Annotated in this window: 23 protein-coding genes and 1 pseudogene; 14 read left to right on the forward strand and 10 right to left on the reverse strand. The window is 38.9% G+C overall.

From position 1 onward, the window contains the following. Nucleotides 1-29 precede the first annotated feature (29 nt). From ACYQ3Q_RS24120 to ACYQ3Q_RS24150, 7 genes and pseudogenes are all read right to left on the reverse strand, one after another. Nucleotides 30-641, reverse strand: a complete 612-nt coding sequence (locus ACYQ3Q_RS24120; RefSeq protein WP_459930996.1) for an undecaprenyl-diphosphatase — start codon at nt 639-641, stop codon at nt 30-32. Nucleotides 642-813: 172 nt separating this feature from the next. Further along, a complete protein-coding gene (locus ACYQ3Q_RS24125; RefSeq protein ID WP_459930997.1) occupies nt 814-1,386 on the reverse strand; it encodes a phosphatase PAP2 family protein in 573 nt (190 codons plus the stop codon). A 65-nt stretch (nt 1,387-1,451) separates the two neighbouring features. After that, nucleotides 1,452-1,892, reverse strand: a pseudogene (locus ACYQ3Q_RS24130) (VTT domain-containing protein); the annotation flags it as partial. Then, nucleotides 1,889-2,836, reverse strand: a complete 948-nt coding sequence (locus tag ACYQ3Q_RS24135) for a zinc ribbon domain-containing protein (protein WP_459930998.1) — start codon at nt 2,834-2,836, stop codon at nt 1,889-1,891. The pseudogene ACYQ3Q_RS24130 and the gene ACYQ3Q_RS24135, both read right to left, overlap by 4 nt. Continuing rightward, a complete protein-coding gene (locus tag ACYQ3Q_RS24140; protein ID WP_459930999.1) occupies nt 2,833-3,120 on the reverse strand; it encodes a hypothetical protein in 288 nt (95 codons plus the stop codon). Before ACYQ3Q_RS24140 ends, ACYQ3Q_RS24135 begins: the two co-directional genes overlap by 4 nt. Beyond that, nucleotides 3,117-3,668, reverse strand: a complete 552-nt coding sequence (locus tag ACYQ3Q_RS24145; protein WP_459931000.1) for an RNA polymerase sigma factor — start codon at nt 3,666-3,668, stop codon at nt 3,117-3,119. The genes ACYQ3Q_RS24140 and ACYQ3Q_RS24145 overlap by 4 nt, the downstream gene beginning before the upstream one ends. Before the next feature lie 46 nt (nt 3,669-3,714). Further along, nucleotides 3,715-4,998, reverse strand: coding sequence for a VTT domain-containing protein (locus ACYQ3Q_RS24150; RefSeq protein ID WP_459931001.1), 1,284 nt, complete (start codon nt 4,996-4,998; stop codon nt 3,715-3,717). Nucleotides 4,999-5,476: 478 nt separating this feature from the next. On the opposite strand from ACYQ3Q_RS24150, the gene ACYQ3Q_RS24155 reads away from it, so the two are divergent. From ACYQ3Q_RS24155 to ACYQ3Q_RS24170, 4 genes are all read left to right on the forward strand, one after another. Beyond that, the gene (locus ACYQ3Q_RS24155) at nt 5,477-6,097 is read left to right on the forward strand and encodes a hypothetical protein (protein ID WP_459931002.1); all 621 of its coding nucleotides are present in this window, start codon (nt 5,477-5,479) and stop codon (nt 6,095-6,097) included. Nucleotides 6,098-6,210: 113 nt separating this feature from the next. Beyond that, nucleotides 6,211-6,867 (forward strand): Rpn family recombination-promoting nuclease/putative transposase, encoded by a 657-nt coding sequence (locus ACYQ3Q_RS24160; RefSeq protein WP_459931003.1) that lies wholly within the window; start codon nt 6,211-6,213, stop codon nt 6,865-6,867. A gap of 580 nt (nt 6,868-7,447) precedes the next feature. Beyond that, nucleotides 7,448-7,708, forward strand: coding sequence for a hypothetical protein (locus tag ACYQ3Q_RS24165; protein WP_459931004.1), 261 nt, complete (start codon nt 7,448-7,450; stop codon nt 7,706-7,708). Beyond that, complete coding sequence (locus tag ACYQ3Q_RS24170; RefSeq protein ID WP_459931005.1) at nt 7,692-7,970, forward strand: type II toxin-antitoxin system RelE family toxin; 279 nt, start codon at nt 7,692-7,694, stop codon at nt 7,968-7,970. The genes ACYQ3Q_RS24165 and ACYQ3Q_RS24170 overlap by 17 nt, the downstream gene beginning before the upstream one ends. Nucleotides 7,971-8,243: 273 nt before the next feature. Here the strand turns inward: ACYQ3Q_RS24170 and ACYQ3Q_RS24175 are convergent, their stop codons facing one another. Further along, nucleotides 8,244-10,952, reverse strand: coding sequence for a CehA/McbA family metallohydrolase (locus tag ACYQ3Q_RS24175; protein WP_459931006.1), 2,709 nt, complete (start codon nt 10,950-10,952; stop codon nt 8,244-8,246). 427 nt (nt 10,953-11,379) lie between these two features. On the opposite strand from ACYQ3Q_RS24175, the gene ACYQ3Q_RS24180 reads away from it, so the two are divergent. The 4 genes from ACYQ3Q_RS24180 to ACYQ3Q_RS24195 all read left to right on the forward strand — a co-directional run bounded on the left by ACYQ3Q_RS24180 (nt 11,380) and on the right by ACYQ3Q_RS24195 (nt 16,763). After that, nucleotides 11,380-12,723, forward strand: coding sequence for an ABC transporter substrate-binding protein (locus tag ACYQ3Q_RS24180; protein ID WP_459931007.1), 1,344 nt, complete (start codon nt 11,380-11,382; stop codon nt 12,721-12,723). A gap of 1 nt (nt 12,724) precedes the next feature. Continuing rightward, nucleotides 12,725-14,524: a sensor histidine kinase gene (locus tag ACYQ3Q_RS24185; RefSeq protein ID WP_459931008.1), complete on the forward strand. Its 1,800-nt coding sequence runs from the start codon at nt 12,725-12,727 to the stop codon at nt 14,522-14,524. 2 nt (nt 14,525-14,526) lie between these two features. Beyond that, entirely contained in the window at nt 14,527-16,203 is a 1,677-nt protein-coding gene (locus ACYQ3Q_RS24190) for a response regulator (RefSeq protein ID WP_459931009.1), read from the forward strand. A 380-nt stretch (nt 16,204-16,583) separates the two neighbouring features. Then, on the forward strand, nt 16,584-16,763 hold the full coding sequence (locus ACYQ3Q_RS24195) for a hypothetical protein (RefSeq protein WP_459931010.1): 180 nt from the start codon (nt 16,584-16,586) through the stop codon (nt 16,761-16,763). A 6-nt stretch (nt 16,764-16,769) separates the two neighbouring features. On the opposite strand, the gene ACYQ3Q_RS24200 is transcribed toward ACYQ3Q_RS24195, so the two are convergent. Further along, nucleotides 16,770-17,180 carry a nitrite reductase gene (locus ACYQ3Q_RS24200; RefSeq protein ID WP_459931011.1) on the reverse strand — a complete coding sequence of 137 codons (411 nt, stop codon included), beginning with the start codon at nt 17,178-17,180 and terminating at the stop codon, nt 16,770-16,772. Nucleotides 17,181-17,312: 132 nt separating this feature from the next. After that, nucleotides 17,313-18,188 carry a radical SAM protein gene (locus ACYQ3Q_RS24205; protein WP_459931012.1) on the reverse strand — a complete coding sequence of 292 codons (876 nt, stop codon included), beginning with the start codon at nt 18,186-18,188 and terminating at the stop codon, nt 17,313-17,315. Nucleotides 18,189-18,677: 489 nt separating this feature from the next. On the opposite strand from ACYQ3Q_RS24205, the gene ACYQ3Q_RS24210 reads away from it, so the two are divergent. The 6 genes from ACYQ3Q_RS24210 (at nt 18,678) to ACYQ3Q_RS24235 (ending at nt 24,761) form a co-directional block, all read left to right on the forward strand. After that, complete coding sequence (locus ACYQ3Q_RS24210) at nt 18,678-19,034, forward strand: DsrE family protein (protein WP_459931013.1); 357 nt, start codon at nt 18,678-18,680, stop codon at nt 19,032-19,034. Nucleotides 19,035-19,307: 273 nt separating this feature from the next. Continuing rightward, nucleotides 19,308-20,498, forward strand: a complete 1,191-nt coding sequence (locus ACYQ3Q_RS24215) for an HpcH/HpaI aldolase/citrate lyase family protein (RefSeq protein ID WP_459931014.1) — start codon at nt 19,308-19,310, stop codon at nt 20,496-20,498. Then, nucleotides 20,449-21,858 carry a phosphoribosyltransferase family protein gene (locus tag ACYQ3Q_RS24220; protein ID WP_459931015.1) on the forward strand — a complete coding sequence of 470 codons (1,410 nt, stop codon included), beginning with the start codon at nt 20,449-20,451 and terminating at the stop codon, nt 21,856-21,858. The genes ACYQ3Q_RS24215 and ACYQ3Q_RS24220 overlap by 50 nt, the downstream gene beginning before the upstream one ends. A 35-nt stretch (nt 21,859-21,893) precedes the next feature. Continuing rightward, nucleotides 21,894-23,009, forward strand: a complete 1,116-nt coding sequence (locus ACYQ3Q_RS24225; protein WP_459931016.1) for a cysteine protease StiP family protein — start codon at nt 21,894-21,896, stop codon at nt 23,007-23,009. 16 nt (nt 23,010-23,025) lie between these two features. Beyond that, nucleotides 23,026-23,856: an HAD family hydrolase gene (locus tag ACYQ3Q_RS24230; RefSeq protein WP_459931017.1), complete on the forward strand. Its 831-nt coding sequence runs from the start codon at nt 23,026-23,028 to the stop codon at nt 23,854-23,856. 278 nt (nt 23,857-24,134) lie between these two features. Continuing rightward, nucleotides 24,135-24,761, forward strand: coding sequence for a TerD family protein (locus ACYQ3Q_RS24235; protein WP_459931018.1), 627 nt, complete (start codon nt 24,135-24,137; stop codon nt 24,759-24,761). The last annotated feature ends 39 nt before the right edge of the window (nt 24,762-24,800 follow it).

Here is a 24,800-nt window from a genome sequence, read left to right on the forward strand (position 1 = left end):
AAAGTGAACTTTTAAATTATAATTTAAGACTAGCCATTTCCCTTTTTCCATAAGCAATACTCCTTTGTAATATTCGTTACAATATCAAGCTTTTTAAAAAAGTGCTTAGAATATAAGCCTCTTATTTTTTCGCATAATAAACGCCGGTAAGTGAAGTTTACTACCAACACGATCAAGTAGCTTCCAAGCACATCCATTGGATAATGAACGCCGACATAGACTCTTGAGACACCTACGAGTAAAGATAAGCTAATCAATATTGCCCCAAAAACTTTATAGCTGTTATTAATCCCCAACGCTATACTCATCGTTCCTAAAGAATGGTCACTAGGGAAAGAAGCATCTGGAGCATGGGGTGTTAGTAAATTAACATGATCAGTGACAAAAGGTCTTGGTTCATAATAAAATATGCCGATTACAAAGCCTAAAAATAAACTCATCAGAGTTATGGACAATGCATCGACTGCTGCATATCTAAACATTTTATCTTTACGATAAACTCCATAAAGATAGAGTGCTGTAAGTGCAGCCACAAAGAAAAGTGGACTATAGTTTGAAAACATAATCATGATCTCGTCAAGCGTTCCATTCACCTGGGCAACCCCATTAATTGCATTAAATACAGGTACATTCATAAACATTTATCCATCTGCCCCTTTTGATTATTTTCGGTCATGTCTATTACACGTTAAAAAAGGAGTTAGGTTGCAAAACCTAACTCCTTTTTAACCTTTATGAATTTTAACTTACAAATATTAGGGTAAAGGTAATATACTGATTCTGGTAAGTTTTCAGTATAAGGGTACCTGAAACTTATATACTAATACCCCCTTTGCCATCATTCTTATGAGTAGCCCATTGACTCCCAAGCTCAAAGAAGTACAATACAACTTTTGAACAAATAAGTCCTACGATAATCCCTCCGATTATATCTGAAAGATAGTGAACGAAGAGGTACATCCTCGAAAAAGCGATCATCAAAGCCAAGGCGATCACATAGCCTCTGTATTTCTTTAACATCCTCACATGTATTCCTGCCGCTGCAAACGCGGAAGTAGTATGTCCTGATGGGAAGGAATAGGATAGAGGCTTTGTGATAAGAAGCTGAACTGTTGGATCAGCTATAAAAGGCCTTGGCCTTTGTATGAGATGCTTCAATAATCCCTCACCTAAAATCGAGCTTAATATTAATGCACAAATGGTCATGAAGCCAACCTTTCTATATTTGGGAGTAATCAATAAGCCTATAGATATTAGAATCCAAATGAGTCCCATATCGCCCAAGGATGTGAGTCTAATCATTAACTTATCCATAAAAGAATTGTGAAAGAAGTTATTATTAATAAAGTTCAAAAACACCAAATCTAAACTTTGTATAACGGTCATGCTTTGTCTTCTCCGATCTTCAGTTTTTGCTTCATAAGTCCAAAAACTGCTGGCATAATTGAAACCCCTATACCAGCGACAAAGGGAGCAAAGGTACGAATAATAGGGATGAATCGGGCTATGATGATCGTTACAGCTCCGTATTTTTCGTAGAAATCACGAGCTTTTAACAAGTGCTCCTTTTTAATCAATTTAACATTTTCCATCTCATAGATCTTGTGACCTATCGATTTACCAATGGCATAGTTAACGGTATCTCCGAACACTGCAGCTATACTTATGATCAAAAGCAATAGCTTAATATCCAGGGAACCTATCGCCGCAAAGGCACCTGCCGCAAATAAGAGCGAGTCCCCTGGGAGAAACGGAGTGACTACCAACCCTGTTTCGCAAAAGATGATTAAGAATAGGATCAAATAAGTACCATAGCCATAGTTCTGAATAATCACACTCAAATACTTATCAAGATGAAGTAAAACATCAATGCCATAGTTTATAAAATTCACGTTTCATTGCCTCCTAAAAATCGGGCAACCTTGCTCCCGCATCGACTGCAATAGTTATCCTCTTTACTGATCATCGCCTTGCAATTATGACAGGATTCATTAATCTCGCTCCCACAATTGCTGCAGAAAGAATTGAACTTGCTCTGCAAAGCTCCACACTTGTAACAGGTTAGATTATTTTGTTTATAGATCAGATAAACAATAAACCCAACCAAATTTGTAATTAAAATCAGTAATCCCCATAACGAAGCATTCAACTTCTTTCTACCCGCATCTTTGTAGACCCAAAGAGCTAAACCAATCCAGTAGATTGCCATGATCAATCCTAATACCACCCCTGTAATTTCAAGGAGTCTTTCCGCATAAGGAATGGGATTTACCGTCCTTATCATAAGAACTTTGCTTTGAGTGCTTCTGTCCATTAAATAGTTCAGTAAATAGACCTCTTTCGAGGTAAAATCCGCTTCGTAAGACAATTCATCCTCAATAGCCTGCCTTACCTGTTGATCATTTGGAATATAGTCTTTGTTTAGAATCATGTTTTCTTGTTTTACAACCTTATAAAGTTGATCTGGATTGTCTCTGTCCTGGAGGTATCCACTGCCCACTCCATACGGTATCAATTGTAGCTTTGTCTTGTCGCCGATAAGGTTATTATAGGCTTTAAAAACAATCGTTTTATCCTTATCCAAAACAACCACATTATTGATATCCTTTGAGTCAGAGGCTAACTTCTGTAATTGGGTTTTTAACTTATCGGTCACACCCTCTTTGGCAAAGGTATCGGAAACTCTTTGATAATCTATGACCATGAAAATTTTATCCATCGATACATACGCTATGCTCGATAAGCAGAGTAGCAAAAGTACCCCCGAAATGACAATATAGGTTATAGTTGCCTTTTTAAAGTTCAGCTTACGGATGAACTCCTCCAGCCTATTCATCGAGATATACCCCCTCTATTAAAATTAAGCACGAAAGGTATTAAAAAAGATAAGGCCAAAGCCTGATAAATCAAAAAGATCCATAAGAAATTTAAGTTAATGACATTAAACAAGGCTTGTAATAAGAAAGAAGATAAAATAAAGAGACAGCTTAAAAAGAATATCTTTTGTAATTTCGTTTCCTTCTGTTTCTCTTTAAGCTGCATACACTTCAGATCGAGCTCCCTGTCCAATGAAGCTAATAAAACGGCTGTCGCTCTTTGATCAATCTCTTTTATATTCATCTTTCATCACCCTTCTCTAATAATTTTCTTAACCTAACAATACCGTTATGAATCCTGCTTTTTACGGTTTTGGCTTCGAGATTGAGCTGATCAGCAATTTCCTTCAGGGTTAGACCTTCGATATATTTCAACTTGATGGCTATTCTTTGTTCTTCAGGTAAATTTTCCACTTTCGCTAAAATTCCTTGCCCGTATAACTTATCAATAACGATATCCTCAACCTGGATATTGACATTCTCTACATTGAAGTTTTCAGGAAGAGGAACATTCTGCTTGAGCCTTTTTTCTTTTCTTAAATAATCAATATAGGCGTTTTTGGCAATAGCGATAACGTAGGTTGAGAACTTCGCCTGACCCGCCGTGTCAAATTTGTCAATATTCCGGATAACCTTTATAAAAGTTTCCTGGGTTAAATCCTCGGCAGTCTGTTCATTATCGACTGTTTTTACGAGGAATTTATAGACAAAAGGGTGATACTGGCTTATCAATAATTGAAATGCTTCTTTGTCCCCTCGCTGACACTTTTTTATTAAGTTGCTCTCCTCCACAATTCACGATCACCTCAATCTTCGGCCAGCATTAGGGTAATATGTTCTACTTTGGATCACGCGGGATTTTGGGTAAGACACGATAAACTTCCATCAGCACAATATTTAAACTTAACCAGACTCCACCAAAAACATAACCAGCGACAGCATCACTCGGATATTGTATCTGAAAGAAGATGACCGTTAGGCCCGTGACTATACAAACACCTAATGTCATGATGAACAGCAATGTGCCAATCCACCTGTTTTTGGCATGACGCAATACCATAAACGAGGCAAAGCCATAGACAACTACGGCTAATAAGGTTTCTTGACTGGGAAAGGTGGAGATAATTCCACTCGGACCCACGCGATGAAAAATAAGTCTCAATCCCACTTCCAATAGCGCTCCCCCAAAAACGGTAATGAAAAGAAACCCTGTTTCCAGAAGTCGATTCCTGCCTTTGAGGATAATCCACGTCAATATCAGCAACGTCAAGGCAAGCAACACTTCCGGAGCCGTTGAAAGCTTAAACAATCCCATAAAAGAGGACCAGTTTTCTGGAAAGATCAAGCTCACTAAATACGTAACAACTGTATCAAATTGGCTAAATTCATGGGCTAAAAGGTCCTGAATGAGTCCAATCAAGACAATCGATAAGCCAAAAAAAATTGCAGCAACTCCAACGATAGCTACTTTTATCTTCCCAAGAGAATGAAATATTTGGATTCCGTTTTCTAACAATTTCAAGATAAAGTCAATGATGGATATTTTATATTTCCGATAGAAATAGATACATAACAAAACGATCGCAAGAACAATTCCACCTATAATGAGATATTTCTTAATCGCACCGTGGAATTTTTCCCAATTCGATCCTAAAATCTTGCCTAAGGAAATAAAAGTACCTGTCCAAATAAAAGCACCAATATATGCATTTAAAGCAAATTTTACATAAGGGATCTTGGCAATTCCTGAAAAATAGCCTGTAATATGCCTTACCCCAGGTATAAAATAAGCAATAACCAGCAAACCATTGCCGTACCTTTCAAACCATTGTGACGTCTTCTCCAATTTATCTGGCCCAAAATGAATGTAAGAACCGTATTTTTGAAAAAATGGAGTCCCTAAAGTGCGGCCAATAAAGTAAGAAATCGTAATGCCCAATATAACTCCCAGGGTTGCAACAATAATACTGATCCCCAAATTTAACTTTCCTTGAAATACAAGAAACCCACAGTAGGTCATCAAGGCTTCCCCTGGTGTCGGAAAAGCTATAAGTTCCAGCAGGAGTGCAACAAATAATACGATATATCCATATTGATTGAATAGATCCGTTATGAAATTCATTTTAACCTCCTGAATGAGTCAATTTAACTAACTCTCTTTATAGGCTGCCATTTTCTGATGAGCCATATTCTATTTAAGCCTTTAATGATTACACGTTTATAATTAGAAAAAGTTTTAGCTTATTTGTAAATAATATCTCATTTATTCAATCTTTGAAATTATCGAATACATAAGAAGAACAGAAAATGTCCACATTACTTCGCCCTCTATCCCTTTTGGCATTCCCGATGTATCTCAATGTATTAGTTTCTACAGCTCACTACATAAGAAACAGACAAATAATCATGAGTTGCCATGACAATACGCACGCGCGTCAATATAGCGCCGGAAGTTTTGGAAATGGCCGATAGATATAGTCGTACGTAAAGGGAAATAATACTCATGGTAGTGGTGGTGTTACTCGGTGTAATGGTTCACTATTTTGGTGGCCGAGTATAGACCCTTGCAGAGGCTAAAAACTATGGTATTGGAGAGGGAAATGTCAAAGAAAAAACGCAGAAGCGGTCATTACTGTAAGATTTGCCATGAATATAGATCGAATGAGAGCTTTTCGGGTAAGGGACATGCAAATCACATATGCAAAAGATGCAGTAAAAAGTCTCCAGCTGTGCAAGCTGCTGATATGACATTGAACAGAATCAATAATATGCCATTCAGAAAGCTTAGCCAGGTAGAAAAGACCTGGCTTGAAAACAGACTCCATGATCAGCGTGAAGAAGTTAAAACAGCTGCTCAGGAGATATATAAGCAGTTGTATCCACACATGGAGCGAAATAATAGGAAAAAGCAGCTTCATATCAACAAGTTGAGTTTCAGGCTACATGCGAAGGCTTTTGACGAGCGGCGCCATGCACAAAATGCCAATTGTCTGTTCGAAGCAGATAAAATGAGCAATAATATCGTTCAAACGGAGTTTTCTAGTGGTGGCTCTCCTGCAAGTAGACAGGAAAAATTTGTAGTTAGTACAGATATGGCTAAATTCCTGAAATGGATAGTACATTCTCTGGAAATTTCGGAATGGGAGCAAGATTACTGTCAGAATAATGACAGTTTTAATTTTTTAGAGAAAGATCAAATTTATTGTGACGAATTAGTTTAATCTATGGTAGATTTGCTAAAATGATAGTCTAGAACTAGAGAGAGGATGAAGTTGAAAGGGCTGGTAGCAAGAAGGGTAAAACTAAACCAACACCAACGGATGATGGATTTCTAATGTCACCAAAGGTAGACTTCGTCTTCAAGCTAATCTTTGGAGATGAAAAGAATAAGGACCTGCTAATTGCCTTTCTCAGTGCCGTAATAGGTATGCCAGCAGAAGACTTTGAGGGAATAGAAATCATCAATAGTGAGCTCCTAAGGGAATTTGCAGAGGATAAAAAAGGAATTCTAGATGTTCGGGCAAAGACCAAGCAAGGAAAACAAATCGATATTGAAATACAGATATTACCTACGGAATACATGCCCGAAAGAACTATGTTCTACTGGTCAAAGATGTACACAAGTCAAGTAAAGCCAGGCGACACCTATTCTAAGCTAAAGAAATGTATCACCATCAACATCGTCGATTTCAAATGTACCCCACTTCAAAAGTTGTATTCTAGCTATCATTTGACAGAGGATGCAACTGGGTACCGTTTGACGGATATATTAGAAGTGCATTTTCTGGAGATCGTAAAGCTAGCTGATTTGGCTATTCAAAGAGATGAGAATGATGCTGTCGTGGAATGGATGGAGTTCTTGGATGCAAAATCAAAAGGAGTGATTGAGATGTTAGCGGAAAAGAATAAGGACATCAAAAAAGCCTATGATTTATTGCAAGTCATGTGTGGAATCTCAAGCCCTTCAGGAGACTGTGCGCACGATCACTGATTTGGATACGCTCAGTCGGATCATGAATCAGATCTTTATAGTAACTCATTTAGATGAAGCAACGTCTCTCATTCATATCAGCACGGTCTCTCAATAGCATTGGGGTCCAGCGCACAAAAACCTTTTCCTAAGGCTCAAATAGTAGCCTGGGTAACGCAACGCCTGGGCCCACCACTTATAGAAAGTAATGCAACCGTTAATGCAACGAGGGTAATAATAGGTAATAAAGCATAACAAAATAAGAAAAGGCATCGGTGTGACCGATGCCTGAAACCCTTGGTATTAAAGGGTTTTAACAGAATAAGCTAAGTTATAACAAGGTGGGTCTTGTCTTTGGGGTGGGTATAAAAAAATGGTGAATGATTTTTTAATCAAAGCGATGCAGGAGAGAATGGGTGGCTGATAATTCAAAAATGCGTTTTAGGATTTGTCACATTGCAGCCCATCAAAGCATTAATAATTTCCAAAACATCAAAGTTTCCCGCTATATTATTCTTAATGGATCTTCAATTTATTTATGATATAATATATGTAAGTAATTGTAAGTGGAATGGATGTTAAATTTAGGGAGTGATTCGATATGACTTTAGCGCAAAAGATTGAGCAGATTTTAAAAGATGAGTTAAAACCTGAAAATATTAAAACAATTATCGATTTAGCGGAATTTTTAAAGGTTAGAGAAAGCCAAAAAAAATGGGATGAAATTAATGAGTCCGAACATGAATTTATAACTGCGGAAGAACAGTCCCATCTTGATGAAGTAAAAGCAAAAGGTCAATTTATTGACCAAGATGAACTTCTACAAGAATTGGGGATTAACAGAGATGAGATACAAAATTAGGTATGAAAAAGATTGTCTTAAATACTTAAAGAAATTGGATAGAAATACTCAAGTTAGAATCATTAATGCTATAAGCCAACTTCCGTTTGGGGATGTGAAAAAACTGCAAGGAAGTATTGCTGACTACAGATTGAGAGTAGGTAATTACAGAATTCTATTTAGCAAAGATGATGAAAACATATTAATTAGTATCATCAAATTGCTCCTCGTGGAGAAGTTTATAAGAGATTATAAGAGACCTGAAGAGGGTCATATTTCATAGAGATAAGGTCAAATAGAGAACAATCATCACTACACTCAACCAAAAAGTCAATGTCGCTATTAGGGTTTTCTTCCACTCTAAGTACGAACCGAACAGTTTGACATTAAAAAACTTGTATTGGGATGCAATACCGATAATCTGGTCGCGCTTAAGTTTTGGGCAATGTGTTGCAAAAAGACCTAAGCCCCGAGTATCTGAACTCAGGGTTTAGGTCTTTTATAGTTTCTTCTGTCTTAGAACGTTTGGTTATGAGCCATCAAATATATATATGATCTACTTTGTAAATTCCGATACGCCTGGAATGATGAAGCTTTGTCCTGGGTAAATAAGATCTGGGTTATGCAGATTATTCGCAAGAATTATGGCTTGCATCGTTGTACCATAACGTATTGCAATGTGGTAAACTGTATCTCCTTGTTTCACGATATATCTTGCCCCAGACTTAACCTCAGTAGCGGGAGCACCTTTAACCTCAGCAGCGGGGGCAGCCTTAACCTCAACCCACATAGGATTGGAGATTGCCTTGTTACCGTCCGCATCGGTAACTATAATGTTATACCACGTGCTAGCATTCGGTTCAAAGGAGAACGAGAGACTTTCCCGATTCATGCTGGGTGTGGCAAATTCCTTTGACATAGCAATTTTTTTGCCAGAGGTAAAGATTTCAACCTTGGAAATCCCTTTTACAGACATAGCATCAAAGGAAAGGTTAAACTTGTCTCCATTGTTGATACTAGTGCTCTGCCCAAAGAGGTTATTTGAATAGAGAATGGGCCCCATAGTGACATAGGAATTACCCTTTAATAAGGCATCCATATAACTTGCAGAGGTTAGCTCACCGGGAATATTGACATAGGTTCTGGTTTTGCCACTGTAAAGACTGGTCTTCATATTCGGAGTTAATACATCATGGGTGTCGCTGCCACCGGTGAGATAGTAGCGTTTACTGCCGGTGAGGCTCGCTGTCCAGAAATCCATAGCTTTATCTAGAGCCTGTTGATTCTTAGCAGCTTTTACTCCTCCATTGATTTCGATCAAATCAAAATTCGAATCGTAGCCACCTGGCACTGCAGAGGCTGCTTGGGCAGTGAACAAACCATAGGCAATATAAGGATGATTGGCAACTATAATTGTCCCGGAATCATGTGCTTTCTTGACCATCGCCGGGAAATCCATATAGGGATCGATAGAGAATTTATTCGTAATCATGTTAGTTGCAGCCGTAGGCGTCACCGGGAATATTCCGAAGTGAGCCCAACTTGGGGATACTTCTAAAGAAGGAAGGTAGGTCACGTTTCGCTTGCTTGCATAATCGGCTACCTCTCCGTTGCTAGCGATAGAGTCATGATCGCTAGTCACGATCACATCTAATCCATTGGCTAGCTGAGATTTGATCAAGTTAATGGGTAAAGTGCTGCCATCTGACTTATTAGTGTGATGATGCAAATCTGCAGAGTACCAATTCGCAGTAGGAGCAATCAATTTCTTAATCGTTACCTCAGTGGCCTTTTCTGTAGCACTGTTCCCTTGAATCTTGATTGGTAACGACTCAAAATAGCCACCACTGCTTACTTCAAGATTATAGGGACCTGCCGCTACAGGAATATTGGCGAGACCAATATTATCTAAATCTGTAAAGAATACTGTTTGGGCAACGTAGCGAACAGCCGGAGTCGTTACGCCTAATAATTCCACCCTGGCATTAATCGGCTGACCCGCATCGTTTTTAACTGTGACTGTTATCTGTTCTGTTGAAGCCAACTTTAAGGAGCCGGCATCATAAGCTTTGCCAGTAAGAGTGAGCCCAGCTTTTTCGCTAGGAGAATATAGCTCTTTCAGAGCATATACTTTGTAGGTGTTCATGTCTTCGACTTTAGGCAAGTCAAACCCGAAGCTTCCGTTTTCTTTACCAATAACCCAGGTAAAGGTTTTCTCCCCTTTTTCGACAACGATAATTGGAGATTTGACAGGAGTTGACGTGGCTGAATCTAACACCTTGCCGGAAACCGCCACCGTTTCTACTTTAACTTCGTTCATTAATTGATTTAAAGTACCTTCCAGGCTCCCTTGATTATCGATTCTAAAAATGGCCTCAAAATTATAGGTCTTACCCGGTTCATAGGAGGTCTTTCTCTCCGTATCTTTATAACCTGAACTACCCCAAAGATCAGCGGTTTCCGCTTTTAAGTCAATGAGGCTGACACTATACTCTTTGTTGTATGTGTTGACAAATTTGTTATAAGGCGCACCGACACTTTTGTCAGGGGCAAACATATAAGCACCTTTATTACCTAAAGAATATCCAGTGGACAAGCCAGGACCGTCCGTCGATACTGACTTATCATAGGCATCCCCGTTCGCTGGATTGCTAACAATTGTGTTAATACGCAGGTAGTTGTCATCGTTACCCAAGACATAGTAAGTTACAACATCCATTGGGGTCTTGCCTTCTTGAGCAAATTTTCGAGTTGAGACAAGTCCTTTATTGCCGTCGCCAACTCCATCACCGTCAAAGTCAATATTTTCGGAAATCATCATTGTTCTAGGCTTAGAATTTTCCGGGCCCCAGCTGTCCCAGTTGTCCATCAAAAATTCCATGTCCCAGATGGTATCAGTGCCTGCTTTTAGACTGCCATTCTTGGCTGCATCTAGAAGACTTTCGGAACCTGATCTAGAATCAACCATCAAGGATGCATCCAGAATACTATTGGGCGGATACCCCCAAGGATTTGGTGTACCCACGGAAATAGCGACGGCAATATGACTGTTAAACATAATCAAATCGTCTGAGCTTAGGGCCTCACCGTTCTTAATAAAGGTGCCATCCGGTAAAGGTACGCCAGCATCACGCAGTTCCTGGACTGTCATAATCACAACCTGGTTATTGTGTGGTTCAGCAGCGTAGGCTGATGGCACAAAGGAAAAACACAGGATAAAAATCGCGATAAATAAGGACCGAAATGTAAATCTGTTGCTTTTCAAATCATTTCCCCCTCCTAAATAGTACAATCCTTTGGATACCTAATACCCTTGTGAATAAATCCCCCCTTGTTGTTACTTGTTCAGCATGATTTTCCATTTTATCTTAGTATAACAGCGATCATAATTTTAGATAATTCATAATAGTTAACTTAATTTATGAATAATTAACTTCTCTACCCCTAGATTCGTTGTATTACTTGGAAAATGCTGTACAATAAAATCACACTAAAAATTATGATCTCAAGCTGGAACATTCTAAAAAATAACCAGTCAGTATATGCCAATCAATAATGCGTAATACTGCCTAATAGCCCACTATGAGGTGAAACTTACCTCCTTGTCTGACGCATTATATCTAAGGCATCTTTGACTTGTTATTTTCTTTCATATGCCTTAGAGAATCAGGTTGAGAAGGAGCGAGTCAGAGTTGAATTTTTTAAAATTAAACCTAAGATTTTACATAATTTTATGTTTAGTTATTATGTTAGGCTTGCTGAGCGCATGTATTCGTGAGCCCATTGATGGACTAAATCATACCAAAACAGATGTGGTGGAAATTGATTTTTGGTATGGCTTAAGTGGACACCTTGGGGAGACTATGAAGGAGTTTATCGATGAGTATAACCAACAGCAATCTAAGGTTAGAGTAGTTGGGGTGGCTCAAGGGAATTACGAAAAAACGGCCCAAGCCTTAAGAGCAGCGATTGTTAGGCGGAAGCCTCCAGCTGTAGTGTTGCTGGAAGATCAGCGAATGCAGTTTTTTGCCAATGTAGGGGCTTTAAGTCCTCTAGATTCTTTAATTAATCTTAATGCCGATTTTCACAAAGAGGATTTCGTTGATTCATTTTTACAACAAGGCCAGTTTAAGGGGAATACCTATGCTTTACCGGCTTATGGCACAACCCAAGTCTTGTATTACCGCAAAGACCTCTTTACCATAGCGGGAATTAAACCTGACACATTAGACACGTGGGAAGGGTTGGCGAAAGCTGCTAAAAAGCTGACTATGAAAAACGGTCAAGAAGTTTTGGTTTATGGTTGGGAACCTATCCAGGGACCGGAAAATCTTATCGATGCAGCTATCAGTAGGGGAGGAAAATTCCTCAGCGCAGACGGAAAAACGGTAACTATTGATGGAAGGGCATGGATAGAGGCTTGGGAGTATTTTAGAAGGGCAATTCATGAGGAGAAAACCATGAAAGTCAATTATGGGGGAGAAGGATGGGAATATTGGTATGCAACTATTCATGATGTTATACAAGGTCGGGCCGCCGGATATACCGGTTCCAGCGGTGATCAAGGAGAACTGGATTTTAGTATTATAGAGGCTCATATGCAGCCTAGCTGGGAAGGGTATGTAGGCTACCCTCGCGCGGTTGCCCATGCCCGGGCTCTCTGTATTCCCCAAGATGTTCTTCAAGTTCAAAAGGAAGCCGCCTTTGAGTGGATTAAATATATGACCAGTTCTGAAATTACCGCCCAATGGTCTATCAAAACAGGGTACTTGCCTGTCAGAAATTCTGCAATGACCACAGACAGTTACCAGAAGTTTGCCGAGGAAAATCCTCAAATCATGGTTCCTTATAATCAGACCAAGTTAGCTACGAAAGTTTTCTTCGACCCGACAGGGGGCAAAATTTACGATGCCTTGAAGGTTGCCGCAGAGAAAGTGGAAATTCAAAATGTCCCCTCGGAGATCGCTTTGAAAGAAGCAAAGGAGACATCGCAGCGAGAGTTAGATAAGGCGCTGGCTGGGGGGGATTCCCTTTAAAATGCCTCGAGTAAAGCATATTAAAGTAAGAATTGCCCTTTATATTTCAAGTATTATTGTGCTTATTATCCTTGCTATTAGTAGTTCAATAAGCTGGGTATACAACAAAAAACTTGTAGAACAAACTGGTACGATTGCAGCTCAAAAAATGAGAATTATTACCATGGGCCTAGATAAAGAGATTACTGCTGTCCTAGGACTTTGTGACAGTATTAGAGATAATGAAGAATTGCAGGAATTGATGGCCCTCGAGGATAGGTCTCAAGGGAACGACTATGCCCAGATGAAAGCGATCTCGAATATTTTACGGAAGAGTGTTTACTCTCACACTTCTATAACTTCAATATTTGCTATTGGCTTACATAAACGAGTCTATGACCCTTTATATCAAATACATCCTTACAATGAAATCATCGCTAATTATAAAGCGTTCGACGAATTTATTGCCTCAGGGAAGTTTAATGCTTTCTCCGCTCCTACTAACTTTCCCAATAGGTTAGACAGTACAAGTAACAGGGAAAAATCGGAGATTACATTTTTTAGTCAATACATGAGTAATTACGATTTCAGACATTTTGGCTATATTTTGATTAGCATTAAAAAAGAGCAACTTTTCCGTGAGCTAAGTCAAATCCATAAGCAAGTGTTTGATTTTACCTACATAATTGATGAAAAGGGCGAAATCATTAACAAGATTGGCGATCTACCTTTGCAAGATGAGCTTATTCAAGCCTATGCAATGAAGCCTGATAAGGCCAATGAGATTAAAAAAATCAATAGAGATGAATATTATCTTATCAGTCAGTCGCTTAGTGCCTACCCTGATTGGAAAGTCGTGGGGGGAATAGCGTATGGAACGGTTAAAAAGGATTCGAGATTAATATTAAATATTGTCTATTTTATTGGGTTAATCAGTGTATTTATTGCAGTTATTATTTCATATTTCTTAGCAAAAAAAATAACGGATCCTATCTTGGAAATCAATAATGCCATGACTCAATTTGAGGAAAGGAAATGGCCTGATAGGTTGAAAGTTAAGACTGAGGATGAATTAAAAAGCCTAATTAATGGATTTAATCACATGGTTGAACAATTTAGGGCATTATTGGATCAGGTGCATCAAGAGCATGAAGAAAAGGCAAAAGTTGAAGTCAAAACGTTAGAGCTAAAACTTGAATTATTACAAGCTCAAATTAACCCCCATTTTATACATAACACTTTAAATGCAATGCAGTATCTGGCATTGAAAAGAGGCGCTGACGATATACGGGACCTGATCCAGTCTTTTAATCTATTACTGCGAGCTAGTATGTCTGTGACCAGGGACTTTGTAACTGTCAAAGAAGAACTGGAATTGGTAAACAGCTATATAAACATTCAGCAATATCGATACGATAATAACATCAAAGTGATTTTTGACACAGATGAATGCCTTAATGACGTTCAAATTCCCAAGCTTATCTTACAGCCTATTGTGGAAAATGCCCTTTACCATGGAATTATTCCAAAGGATTGTGGAGGAACAATAAAAATTGATATCCATATAGTCCATGATAAACTATCGATCTGCGTGAAAGATGATGGAATTGGAATTGGAGAAGAAGACTTAATTAATTTATTACGTGAAAAAGTAAAACAACATCCCAAAAGTGGATTCAACAATATAGGTCTTAATAATATCAATGCGCGCTTAAGACTGTTTTATGGCGATGAGTACAGCCTTCAAATTCAAAGTGAGTTGGGGAAAGGAACTTGTGTTTGGTTTTATATCCCGAAATCTGAAAAACACAAAGGGGAGTAGCTATGGGCAAGTTAAAAGTGTTGGTGGTCGATGATGAAAAACCAGCTCGGGAGACCTTAACTTATCTGATTGATTGGGATGCCACAGCTTTTGAGATTATAGCTACAGCGAAAAATGGCAGAGATGCTCTAGAAAAATATCATACTTTAGAGCCTGATCTCATCATCACAGACATACAAATGCCGGTAATGGATGGATTAAGCTTAATCAAAGCTATTAAGCAAGTAAACAAAACGTCGAAATTTGTGATTTTGAGCTGTCATGAGCAGTTTTCTTATGCTAGGGCGGCTATCCAAATGGGAGTGACAGATTACCTTATTAAGGATCTGATTACTCCGCAGGATATGTATACTGTACTTGTGAAGGTTCAAAAAGAGCTAGAAGACCAAAAAGTAGTCGTTGATGATCAGTCAATCGTGAAATTAAACGAGTACGATGAATATTATGATGCCTCTAGAACTATGGCAATGAAGGCAATCGTTTTAGAAGAGCGGTCTACAACCAAAAAACAAGCCCTTATAGAACAATTTGAATTAGATATTAAGGGCAGCTACTTAGTTCTTCTCATAGTTTGTCTAGAAAAGAAAGCAGTAAGCGTTGACTATTCTAAATGGGTGAATCTTGAGAAAAACATATTTATTTCAATAAAAAACGCACTGGAAGCCGTGTCGGGAGGAGAATGCTTTTATTATCAAAACGGGGAGTTTATTGTTATTGCTAAGCTGGAGGATAGTGTCAGTGAGTTGAAATATATTTCCAAAAGCTATGAAATAGCACATGGCATATACCGGAATATTCAAGCAGCCCAAGAAATTAGCGTTACCATCGGGATTAGCCGGGGATTTTACGGATTTGATGATATCTCCCAGCGATATAAAGAAGCCCAAGAGGTGACGAGGTATAAAATGTTTTTGGGGAAAGGGAAAATTATCTTCTACAATACGGTTTTTACAAAGGTCCACTCCCTTAACAATACTAAGATTAATCAGAGAGTAAAACAAATTTCACAGGCCTTGGAGGAAAATGACTTCAAACGTCTATCTCAAGAAGTTAGAATGTTTTATCGGGAAGATCTACAAGGATATATGCAATACAATTATCTTCAAGAGATTAATGCGCATCTGTATAGTTTGGTTATGGTTGCTTGTAATATCTATAGTATTAGATATGAAGATTTATTTGGTTGTAATTATATTCCCATTCAGCAGGTAGAGGATTTGGACTCTGCAGAAGATATCGGAGAATGGTTTAACGAGGTGTTTGTTCAAATTATTACAAGGAAAAGTAGGCAGGATAACAAAAAATATAATAGACATATTAAAGCTGCTATTAAGTATATAACCTCTAATTACACTAGAGATATTGGGCTAAGCGAAATAGCGGAGGCAATAAGTCTACATAAAGTCTATCTTAGTAGATTATTTAAACATGAGACAGGTGACAATTTAGTCAATTATATAATGAAGGTAAGGATCGAGGAAGCCAAACGGCTCATACTGACTACCGATAATAAACTTTACAAAATAGCCGAGCTGGTAGGCTACAATAATATTCAACAATTTAGCGCGGCTTTTAAAAAGATTACTGGGGTTACGCCAAGCGAATATCGCGATTCAAATATGCACGACGGATATGTTTCCCTAGAAAGGACTCGTAATTCCATTAAACACTGGTCTTAATCGTTAGACACTATCACTATTCGAAAACGAAGTAGGGAAAAAATATTGCCTAGTTTGCGAATCTATGGCAACGAGCCGAAAAAAGGTATCAATATTTAGCAACTAATTAAGAATAATTGTTATGAGCTGATTAAAAAAGTACTGGAGCAAGGACTAGATCAATGTCCAGGGTATGGATACTATCAGGAATTTACCTTACAGGAAGAAGAGTAATTTTTTATCCGTCTATACGAATGATATTATTAATGCTGCCAGAGAAATTTTAAATCGTAAGCCCTTTGTTACCAAGAGACGTACTTACAAATGATGCAGCACCTGATGGTTGCTTTAGAAAACAAGGTGAGAGTCATCGAATCGTATGGTATGGGAGTATCAATCTTTTGAGTTTTGGTAGTTCTGAAGAAAGTATCATGCGACTTGATAGCCCAAACATTGCAAATGAATTAATTATGAGCATGGGCAAATTTCTTTTGAAGCGACAAAAGGTAGGAGATTTAATCAATCGTTTGGACTACTGGTTAGTTACAAGCCACTATCCCTTTAGGGTAGTTGGCAGTTGACTATAGTCACTTGTCATTAGGTATTCCTATTTCACGTTTGCTCTTCTGTAATTCGCTCAGACGATTCATAAAATAGGTATTGACTTGCTCTACATATTCCGGTTTTAGGGTAAATTTACGGAAGTAACAGCTAAAATCTCTATCCAAGCCATAAGTCCCAGACTCCATCCATTCCTCATCAAGCGTACAAGTTGCTTGAATCTGATCGTACAAATAGCTAGAGCCTGAAAATGTTTCCAATAAATTATGTAACTCGTTATCTATCTGATGATGCGGCAGAACAAGATTAAAAGGCTTTTTATAGTTGCCATATTGATAGGTACCTTCTTCTTCCCAAACAAAAGGTTTGTCACAAGATTCCAAGATGGTTTGACAGGTTTTAATCATCTTTTCTATATCTTCAATCTCTATGGACATTATTAACACCTCAAAATTCATTTTTACGTTTATTATACAACGTATTGTCTAAAAATGAACTTGATGGTTTATTATGAAAGTTTCATTTTCTTAATGCTTCCTAGTCAGTTACCAGGTCCACCATGCCACCCCTCAAAGTCTTCGCCATTTTTCAGGTTTCAATAGTTCCTCGCGGCTTTGTCTAATAACATTTGCTATGGTTCCTAGTAAGGCCTCTTTTTCGAAAGGGAGATGTGCCTTGAGGGGAAGGTAATTCGAGGCGTGATTAGATCGGAAGACACAATCTCGAACATCTAGATGCTGAATCATCAGCTCGAGTTCTTGAAGAATCTCCCAAGGGTTGAGTAGCTTAAAGTTCCCCGTGGCCACTTGTCTGCTCAGGGGGGCTTCGGGTTCAATCATTAGCGTCAGTGTCCCTAAATAGTGGGGATCAATGGCCCTGAGGACCTTGGCCGTTTCCAGAGCATGTTCATTAGAATAGTTCGTTCCACCGAGACCAAGAATGACTGTGCACGATAATTTTATACCACTGGTTACAACCCGTTGTCCCGCGGTGATCATTTCCTGAGGGGTTACGCCTTTTTTCATCTGATAAAGAACTTCGGCGCTTCCGCTTTCTACACCTAAGTAAATGATGTGAAGTCCATGCTGTCTGAGTAAGACTAATTCCTCGAGGGATTTTTCTAAGATATCTTTGGGTGCACCATAGATGCCTACGCGTTTTAGATGTGTAAACCTCTGGTAGAGTTCTTTAAGGATATCGAGTAATAGGTCCATATCTAAGGCTAAAGCATCTCCGTCGGCCAGAAAAATTCGTTCGGCGTAAGGGTCCATCTTGAAACCTTCTGCAATTATTTCAGTAATTTCTGCGCGGCTCTTCGCTCGATAAGATTTTCCTTTAAACGAACTACAAAAGGTACAGTGATTGTGCCGGCAGCCCACAGTCACTTGGAGAATGAGACTTGAAGCCTCACTTGGTGGTCGGTAAATTGCTCCTTCGTAAAACATGGTTAACCCTCCCTCTTCAAATTAGGATTATCTCTCCTTATCTCACTTATACAGTTACTCATACTTATACTCATACACTTACGCATGCCTCAATCAAAAAATTGCTTCTTGAGTATCACTAAAACACTTATCTTGTTTAGTTAGCGACGACGAACTGTTTTTCCTTCTTTTGGGTACAGGGAAACTTAATAAGATATTAGAAAAGCTGTTCCACCAAGCCCTGGGGAACGGTAGGCCTCGTTGATACGTTCAAATCATAAGGTCGCATGTTCAAATCATGTCGCTCAGACCAAGTGGTAATTATTTAATCCGTAGAGTTGCAATTATTGGTGGGTTTACAGTATTTGCATCTTAGCGTTTAACATATTAAGGAAAATTTTCGTGATTGGCAGGATTTATTGTTCTAGAAGAGAAATAGAAATATTGAATAGATTTTAAGGGCAACTATTCAATACCCTTAATAACTTGAAAACTTAAGGAGGGATCACCTTGGAAAAGTTTCTTTTTGTGTTAAGTCGTGGTCTAGAGGATCCTACCCGTGCTACTCGAGCATTTCAGCTGGCGAAGGTGGCCAAAGAAAAAGGTCATGAAGTGAATGTTTTTTTAGTTGATGATGCTGTTGCTTATGCAGTATTAGGCTTAGCAAATAATGTTAAGGCCCCGACTGGGGATGAGGCTAAACCCTATCTCGATTATTTGATTGAGAATAAAGTAGCGTTCTTTATTTGTACTCCATGTGCTAGAACTAGACTTTATAGTGAAGATGAATACATCGCAGGAGCTAAGTTATCGACGGCTGCCCACCTCATTGACTTAGCAACGGAATCCAAAGTATTCACATTTTAGATGGAATGCAATAGTTGTTAAGTATGATCACTAAGATGATGTCAGTTGAAGATGGCCTTGAAAGGAACTCGCTTTAACAAATCGTTTGATCGGGTTCTTTTTACATCTCCTAAAGATTTTAAATTATGTTTTTAATCAAGATTTAACATAATTTAATCTATTTTTAATAAAAGATGATAGAATTTATAGTAGACTTAAGATATGTCTAGTCATAAGATAGTAATGTTTGATCAGAGGAAGGAGAGAAGTACTCTAAAATGTGGGTACGACTTAATGAGGCATTTTAATTACTTATCTAATGAAGGTATGGAAGCTACATTTTTCAAAGTGCCAGAGCCATTTGATAAAGATACGCCCCGAGAAATTCTTTCGTATGCACTAGGGGCTACGCTATATATGCCTGGAACTAGAGAAACCATCGCCACCGATATTATTACTAAGAAAAATATTGGACTCGCTTCTACTGTATTTTGCTTAGAAGATTCGATTGGGGATTCTGAGGTACCTGTAGCTGAGAAAAATATCATAACCCAAGTCAAAAAGATCCATTTGGCCTTAAATCATCAAGAAATCGACTTAGCTGATCTGCCGTTGATCTTCATTCGGGTCAGGGATCCTGAACAAATTCTCAGGCTTACAGAGGAAATGGGAGACACTGCAAAGCTGATTACGGGGTTCATCTTTCCCAAATTCACCTCCCAAAGCTCTAAATATTTTGAAGTTATCAAGCATCTTAATGATCAAACTATTGGGCCGTTTTATGGTATGCCGATTATTGAAAGTCCTGAGGTTATTTATCGTGAATCACGCTTAAAGGAACTGATGGAAATTAAGAGCTTATTGGAAACCTATCATGACTTAGTTTTAAATGTTCGAATTGGGGCAACGGATTTTTCCGGACATTATGGAATCCGCAGGGGACCGGACGTAACTATCTATGATATTACGGTGATCCGCGATTGCATTGCAGATATTATTAACATTTTTGGGCGAGTTGGTAGTGGGTACATAGTCTCTGGACCCGTATGGGAGTACTTCTCAAATGGAGGTAGAGTCCTTAAACCTCAGCTTCGCAAGAGTCCCTTTGAAGAATTCCATGATATTCATGGGAATAATAGAGCAAAAATCAGAAGCATGCTCTTGAATAAGTATGTTGATGGTTTAATTCGAGAAGTAATTTTAGACAGGGAAAATGGGATCATCGGCAAAACCATCATTCATCCGAGCCATATTATCCCCGTCCAATCCTTATATATTGTGGGGTATGAAGAGTATTTAGATGCTCTAAGCATTATTGGAAGTGACACAAAAGGCGTAATGAAAAGCCACTATACCAATAAAATGAATGAAATCAAACCACATTATAATTGGGCGCAGAAAATGCTATTAAGAGCAAAGAATTATGGAGTATTTCATGAACAACACAATTTCATTAGTCTCTTTACCGAAGATATTTACGTATAATCTGCAAGGGCAAAGGGTTAAAGTTAGCCTCTTAAACAATCCCTTTGATATTGAGCCACAAACTTTGTTTTCTCTTGCTGCAAGGAAGAACAAGAAACGGGGTTTTTTGTTTGTTAGCAATGTCTTAGGTAAACATGTACCTGTCGATCCCTCTGTTCCTTTACTTGCCGGAGTTGCTCTTGGCGTTCAGTTTTCAAGTAAAATTTACGGCGTGGACCACACTGATACTCAAGCGATTATTCAGGCTTTAAAAGGTTATCAAGAGGCGAAAAATGTGTATCAGACCGTGATCGGCAGACCTCTAGTTCCACTGCCGAAGAAAACTTTGTTCATCGGCTTTGCTGAAACGGCAACAGGACTAGGGCATGCGGTATTTAGCATCTTCGATAATGCACACTATCTGCACACAACTCGTGAACAGATACCCCTTTTAGAATCTGAGCTTAACTTTAGTGAAGACCATTCTCACGCAGTTAATCATCGTTGCTATCCCTTGAACAGGGAGATATTGAAAACTCCTGAAACCATTGTTCTAGTGGATGATGAGATAACCACAGGTAATACTGCTCTAAATATAATTAGGGCAATCCATAGCAAATATCCGAAAAAGGAATACGTGGTATTGTCGCTTTTGGATTGGAGAACTACCGAAAACCGAGCCGGTTTTAGGGAACTAGAGCAACAACTTGACACGAAAATCCACACGATTGCTCTAATGGAAGGGGAAATAACCGTAACTGGTGACTCCGACCCTGAAAAGACAGATCACGTAAAATCAAGTTTGCGGTCGGATTGTTTAACGGAGATTAAGAGTTTTCCAGAACTAAAATGCCTGAATATTTCAGATCTCGTGGCAGTTTATTCTGAAGACTTAGCAGGGCAAAAAAACCCTTCGCCCTTTTTACAATTAACGGGACGATTTGGTTTATCAAGCAAGGATAATTTAAAGACGCTGCCCTTAGCCAGAAAGCTTGGGGAAGAATTAAGAGCAGACCGGACCAGTAAAAAGACGCTTTGTTTAGGAACGGGTGAATTCATGTATTTTCCGATGCTCGTTTCTGCTTATATGGGAGAGGGAATACGCTATCACTCCACCACAAGGAGTCCTATTTATCCCTTTGCCAAACCAAACTACGCGATTCAAAATGGCTTTGCCTTTGAGAGTCCAGATGAGTCGAGTATTACTAATTACGTGTACAATGTGCCTTATAATTATTATGAAGAAGTCTATTTGTTCCTTGAAAGGGATGTTAGTCAAGAACGATTGATGCCGCTGTTTACGACAGTTCGCGAATTAGGGATCCCGAGATTGGTGTTAGTGATTTGCGCTTCGAGCGAATCAGGATCTGTTCATGGTTAGGGGTATTGCTTTGGAAGAAAGGTGGTTTGAATTGGGTGATTAATCAAAAGATCATGGATCGTATTCCCGATCCGTCGCCCATGGGATGTTATAACCCTCATGATGTCATCTTTCTGCTGAAAAATCTCAATGGTTTATTAACCGAAACCGATTTAGAAACACGTGAGAGGCGAATTCAGTCGGGGGGTCACTACTCAGAGATGCTGCCGATAGAATATGAACCGACCCAGGAATATCTTGAGATTTTTCATCAGACGCTGCACGAGAGCGCTCACAAGGTCGCAGAGGCAGTGAGGGTAGTATCAGAACTTATCTTAAAGAAAAGAGGTTCTAAGCTGGTCCTTGTCTCACTAGCCCGTGCTGGTACGCCGATCGGCGTCTTAATTAAACGTTATCTCTTAGAAATGCATGACTTGGATTTACCTCACTTTAGCATTTCAATCATTAGGGGTAGAGGCATCGACGAAAATGCCATACTTTATATCCTGAAGAATTATCCCGACTCCAAGATTCAATTTATTGATGGTTGGACGGGTAAGGGTGCCATCACCAATGTTTTAAAAGAGGCCTGCACGGAGTTTAGAGCAAAATATGGGTACGAATTGGATAACGATTTAGCAGTTCTCGCTGATCCAGGCTATTGTGTAAAGACGTTTGGAACCAGAGAAGACTTTTTAATTCCTAGTGCCTGTCTTAATTCGACGGTTTCAGGATTAGTGAGTCGAACGGTTTTTCGGAAGGATCTGATCGGAGAAAATGAGTTTCACGGGGTTCGTTTCTACGAAGAACTCTTGCAAGAAGAAGTCTCAAATCTCTTCGTCGACCGAATCTCTGCAGAGTTCAAAGACCTTGGACAGCCTCTAGATGGAGTAGAGACTAGTGATCTTGAAGGAAGGGTTACCTGGCAAGGCCTAAAAACCTTGAAGGGTATCCAAGAAAAGTTTCAGATTACTGATATAAACTTTATTAAACCGGGTATAGGAGAAACAACAAGGGTTCTATTAAGGCGACTACCGGAGCGAGTGCTGGTTGATACCCTTACAAATCCTAATTTAAAACATATTCTTCTGTTGTGTGAAGATAAAGGAGTTCTAGTTGAGGAATATCCTGATCTTACCTATTCCTGTTGCGGTATTGTTAGGCGACTTTGATGGAGGAATCTAATTAATGTTATTTGCCAGTGACTTAGATCAAACCTTAATTTATTCACATCGGATGTTGATCAATAAAGGGCCGCTCGAAATCCAACAAATTCGCCCTGTCGAGTGGTTGGATCATCAATATATTTCCTTTATGACTCAAAAGGCACTGAGTATGCTGAAAGAAATTTCGCACAGAATATTTTTTGTGCCGGTTACAACACGCACGATAATTCAATACGAGCGAATTAATTTTCGTGACTATAACATCTCACATCAATACGCGGTCACCAGTAATGGTGGAACGATCTTTAATCGAGGCGTAGAAGATCTTGATTGGAAGAGACAGGTTTTAGCTGGAAGAGATCTTTGTCTGGCTACTCGCGAACTTGTCGAGAAATTTGAGGAAATAGCACACCCCACCTGGGTAATCAAAGATTCTGGTAAACTTGCCGATGATCTATTTTATTACTGTCTGATTGATCGAGAAAAAATCCCCCTCACGGAATTAGCGGCTTTCAAACTATGGGCGAGTGAGAATAACTGGGAGTTATCGGTTCAAGGGCGAAAACTCTATCTGGTCCCCATTAATGTCAACAAAAAGGCGGCCATCCAATATATCAAGCAAAATGAAAACGTGAAGAGTGTGCTTGCTGCCGGGGATTCGTTACTAGATTTAGAGATGCTTAAAGCAGCGAATCTTGCCATTGCGCCAGCACATGGGGAAATATTTTCACAATATGCTCAGAGAATGTTGGGCACTGAGCATATACGTTTTACTCAAAAGAGTGGCATAGAAGCCGCCGAAGAAATATTAGAATGTGTGGTTAGGGAGCTTTACGAAATGGCGGTTGTATAAAATAGTGGTCTATTGTACATTATATGAATGGCAAACATTGGTAAATCCTTATTCGGCAGATATTGATAGAGGATGTTCGATTTTAATTTAGAAAACTAATACAAAGATGTGAAAGTTATGTGAAATTTGTTAAATGCGTATTTTCCTAAAGCTCTCATGTGATAATATACGAGTAATCCATCATTTCTACATTCATCATGGTAAATAAGAGGAAATCGTAAGGAAATGAAGAAAAGAGTATTATACATAGGGTTTAATTCAAAAAAGGGGGATTATTTATGGCCGGTATCAACTTACAAAAAGGACAAAAAATTGATTTAACCAAAGGAAATCCTGGCTTATCTAAAATCATGGTGGGTTTAGGATGGGATGAAGTATCATCATCAAAACCAAAATCAGGTGGACTTCTCGGAGGCTTGTTTGGTGGCGGAGGAGGTTCTACTACAGCAATTGACTGCGATGCTTCAGCAATCCTGCTTGATGCTCAGGACAAGCTTACTTCCAAAGATCGTTTGGTCTACTTTGGTAATTTGCAAAGCGGCGACAAAAGTGTCAAACACAGTGGAGATAACCTAACAGGAGCCGGCGATGGAGACGATGAACAAATTCAGGTAGAACTTAGCAGTGTCCCTAGTAGTGTTCAAAAGATCGTTTTTGTGGTTAATATTTACGATTGCATTAAACGCAAACAGGATTTTGGACTAATTGCCAATGCCTTTATTCGGGTTGTCAATCCGGTTAATGGGCAAGAGTTTTGTCGGTACAATTTAACAGAAAGTTATGCTGGTAAAACGAGTTTAGTGGTTGCAGAAGTTTATCGTCATAATAATGAGTGGAAATTTGCTGCCTTGGGCCAAGGCACAAATGATGCATCCTTAAGTGAGCTCATTCGTCGATATCAATAAACTTAGAACCTCTACTTATTAAAGTGAGGGTCTTTGGAA

The organism is Desulfosporosinus burensis (assembly GCF_054657535.1).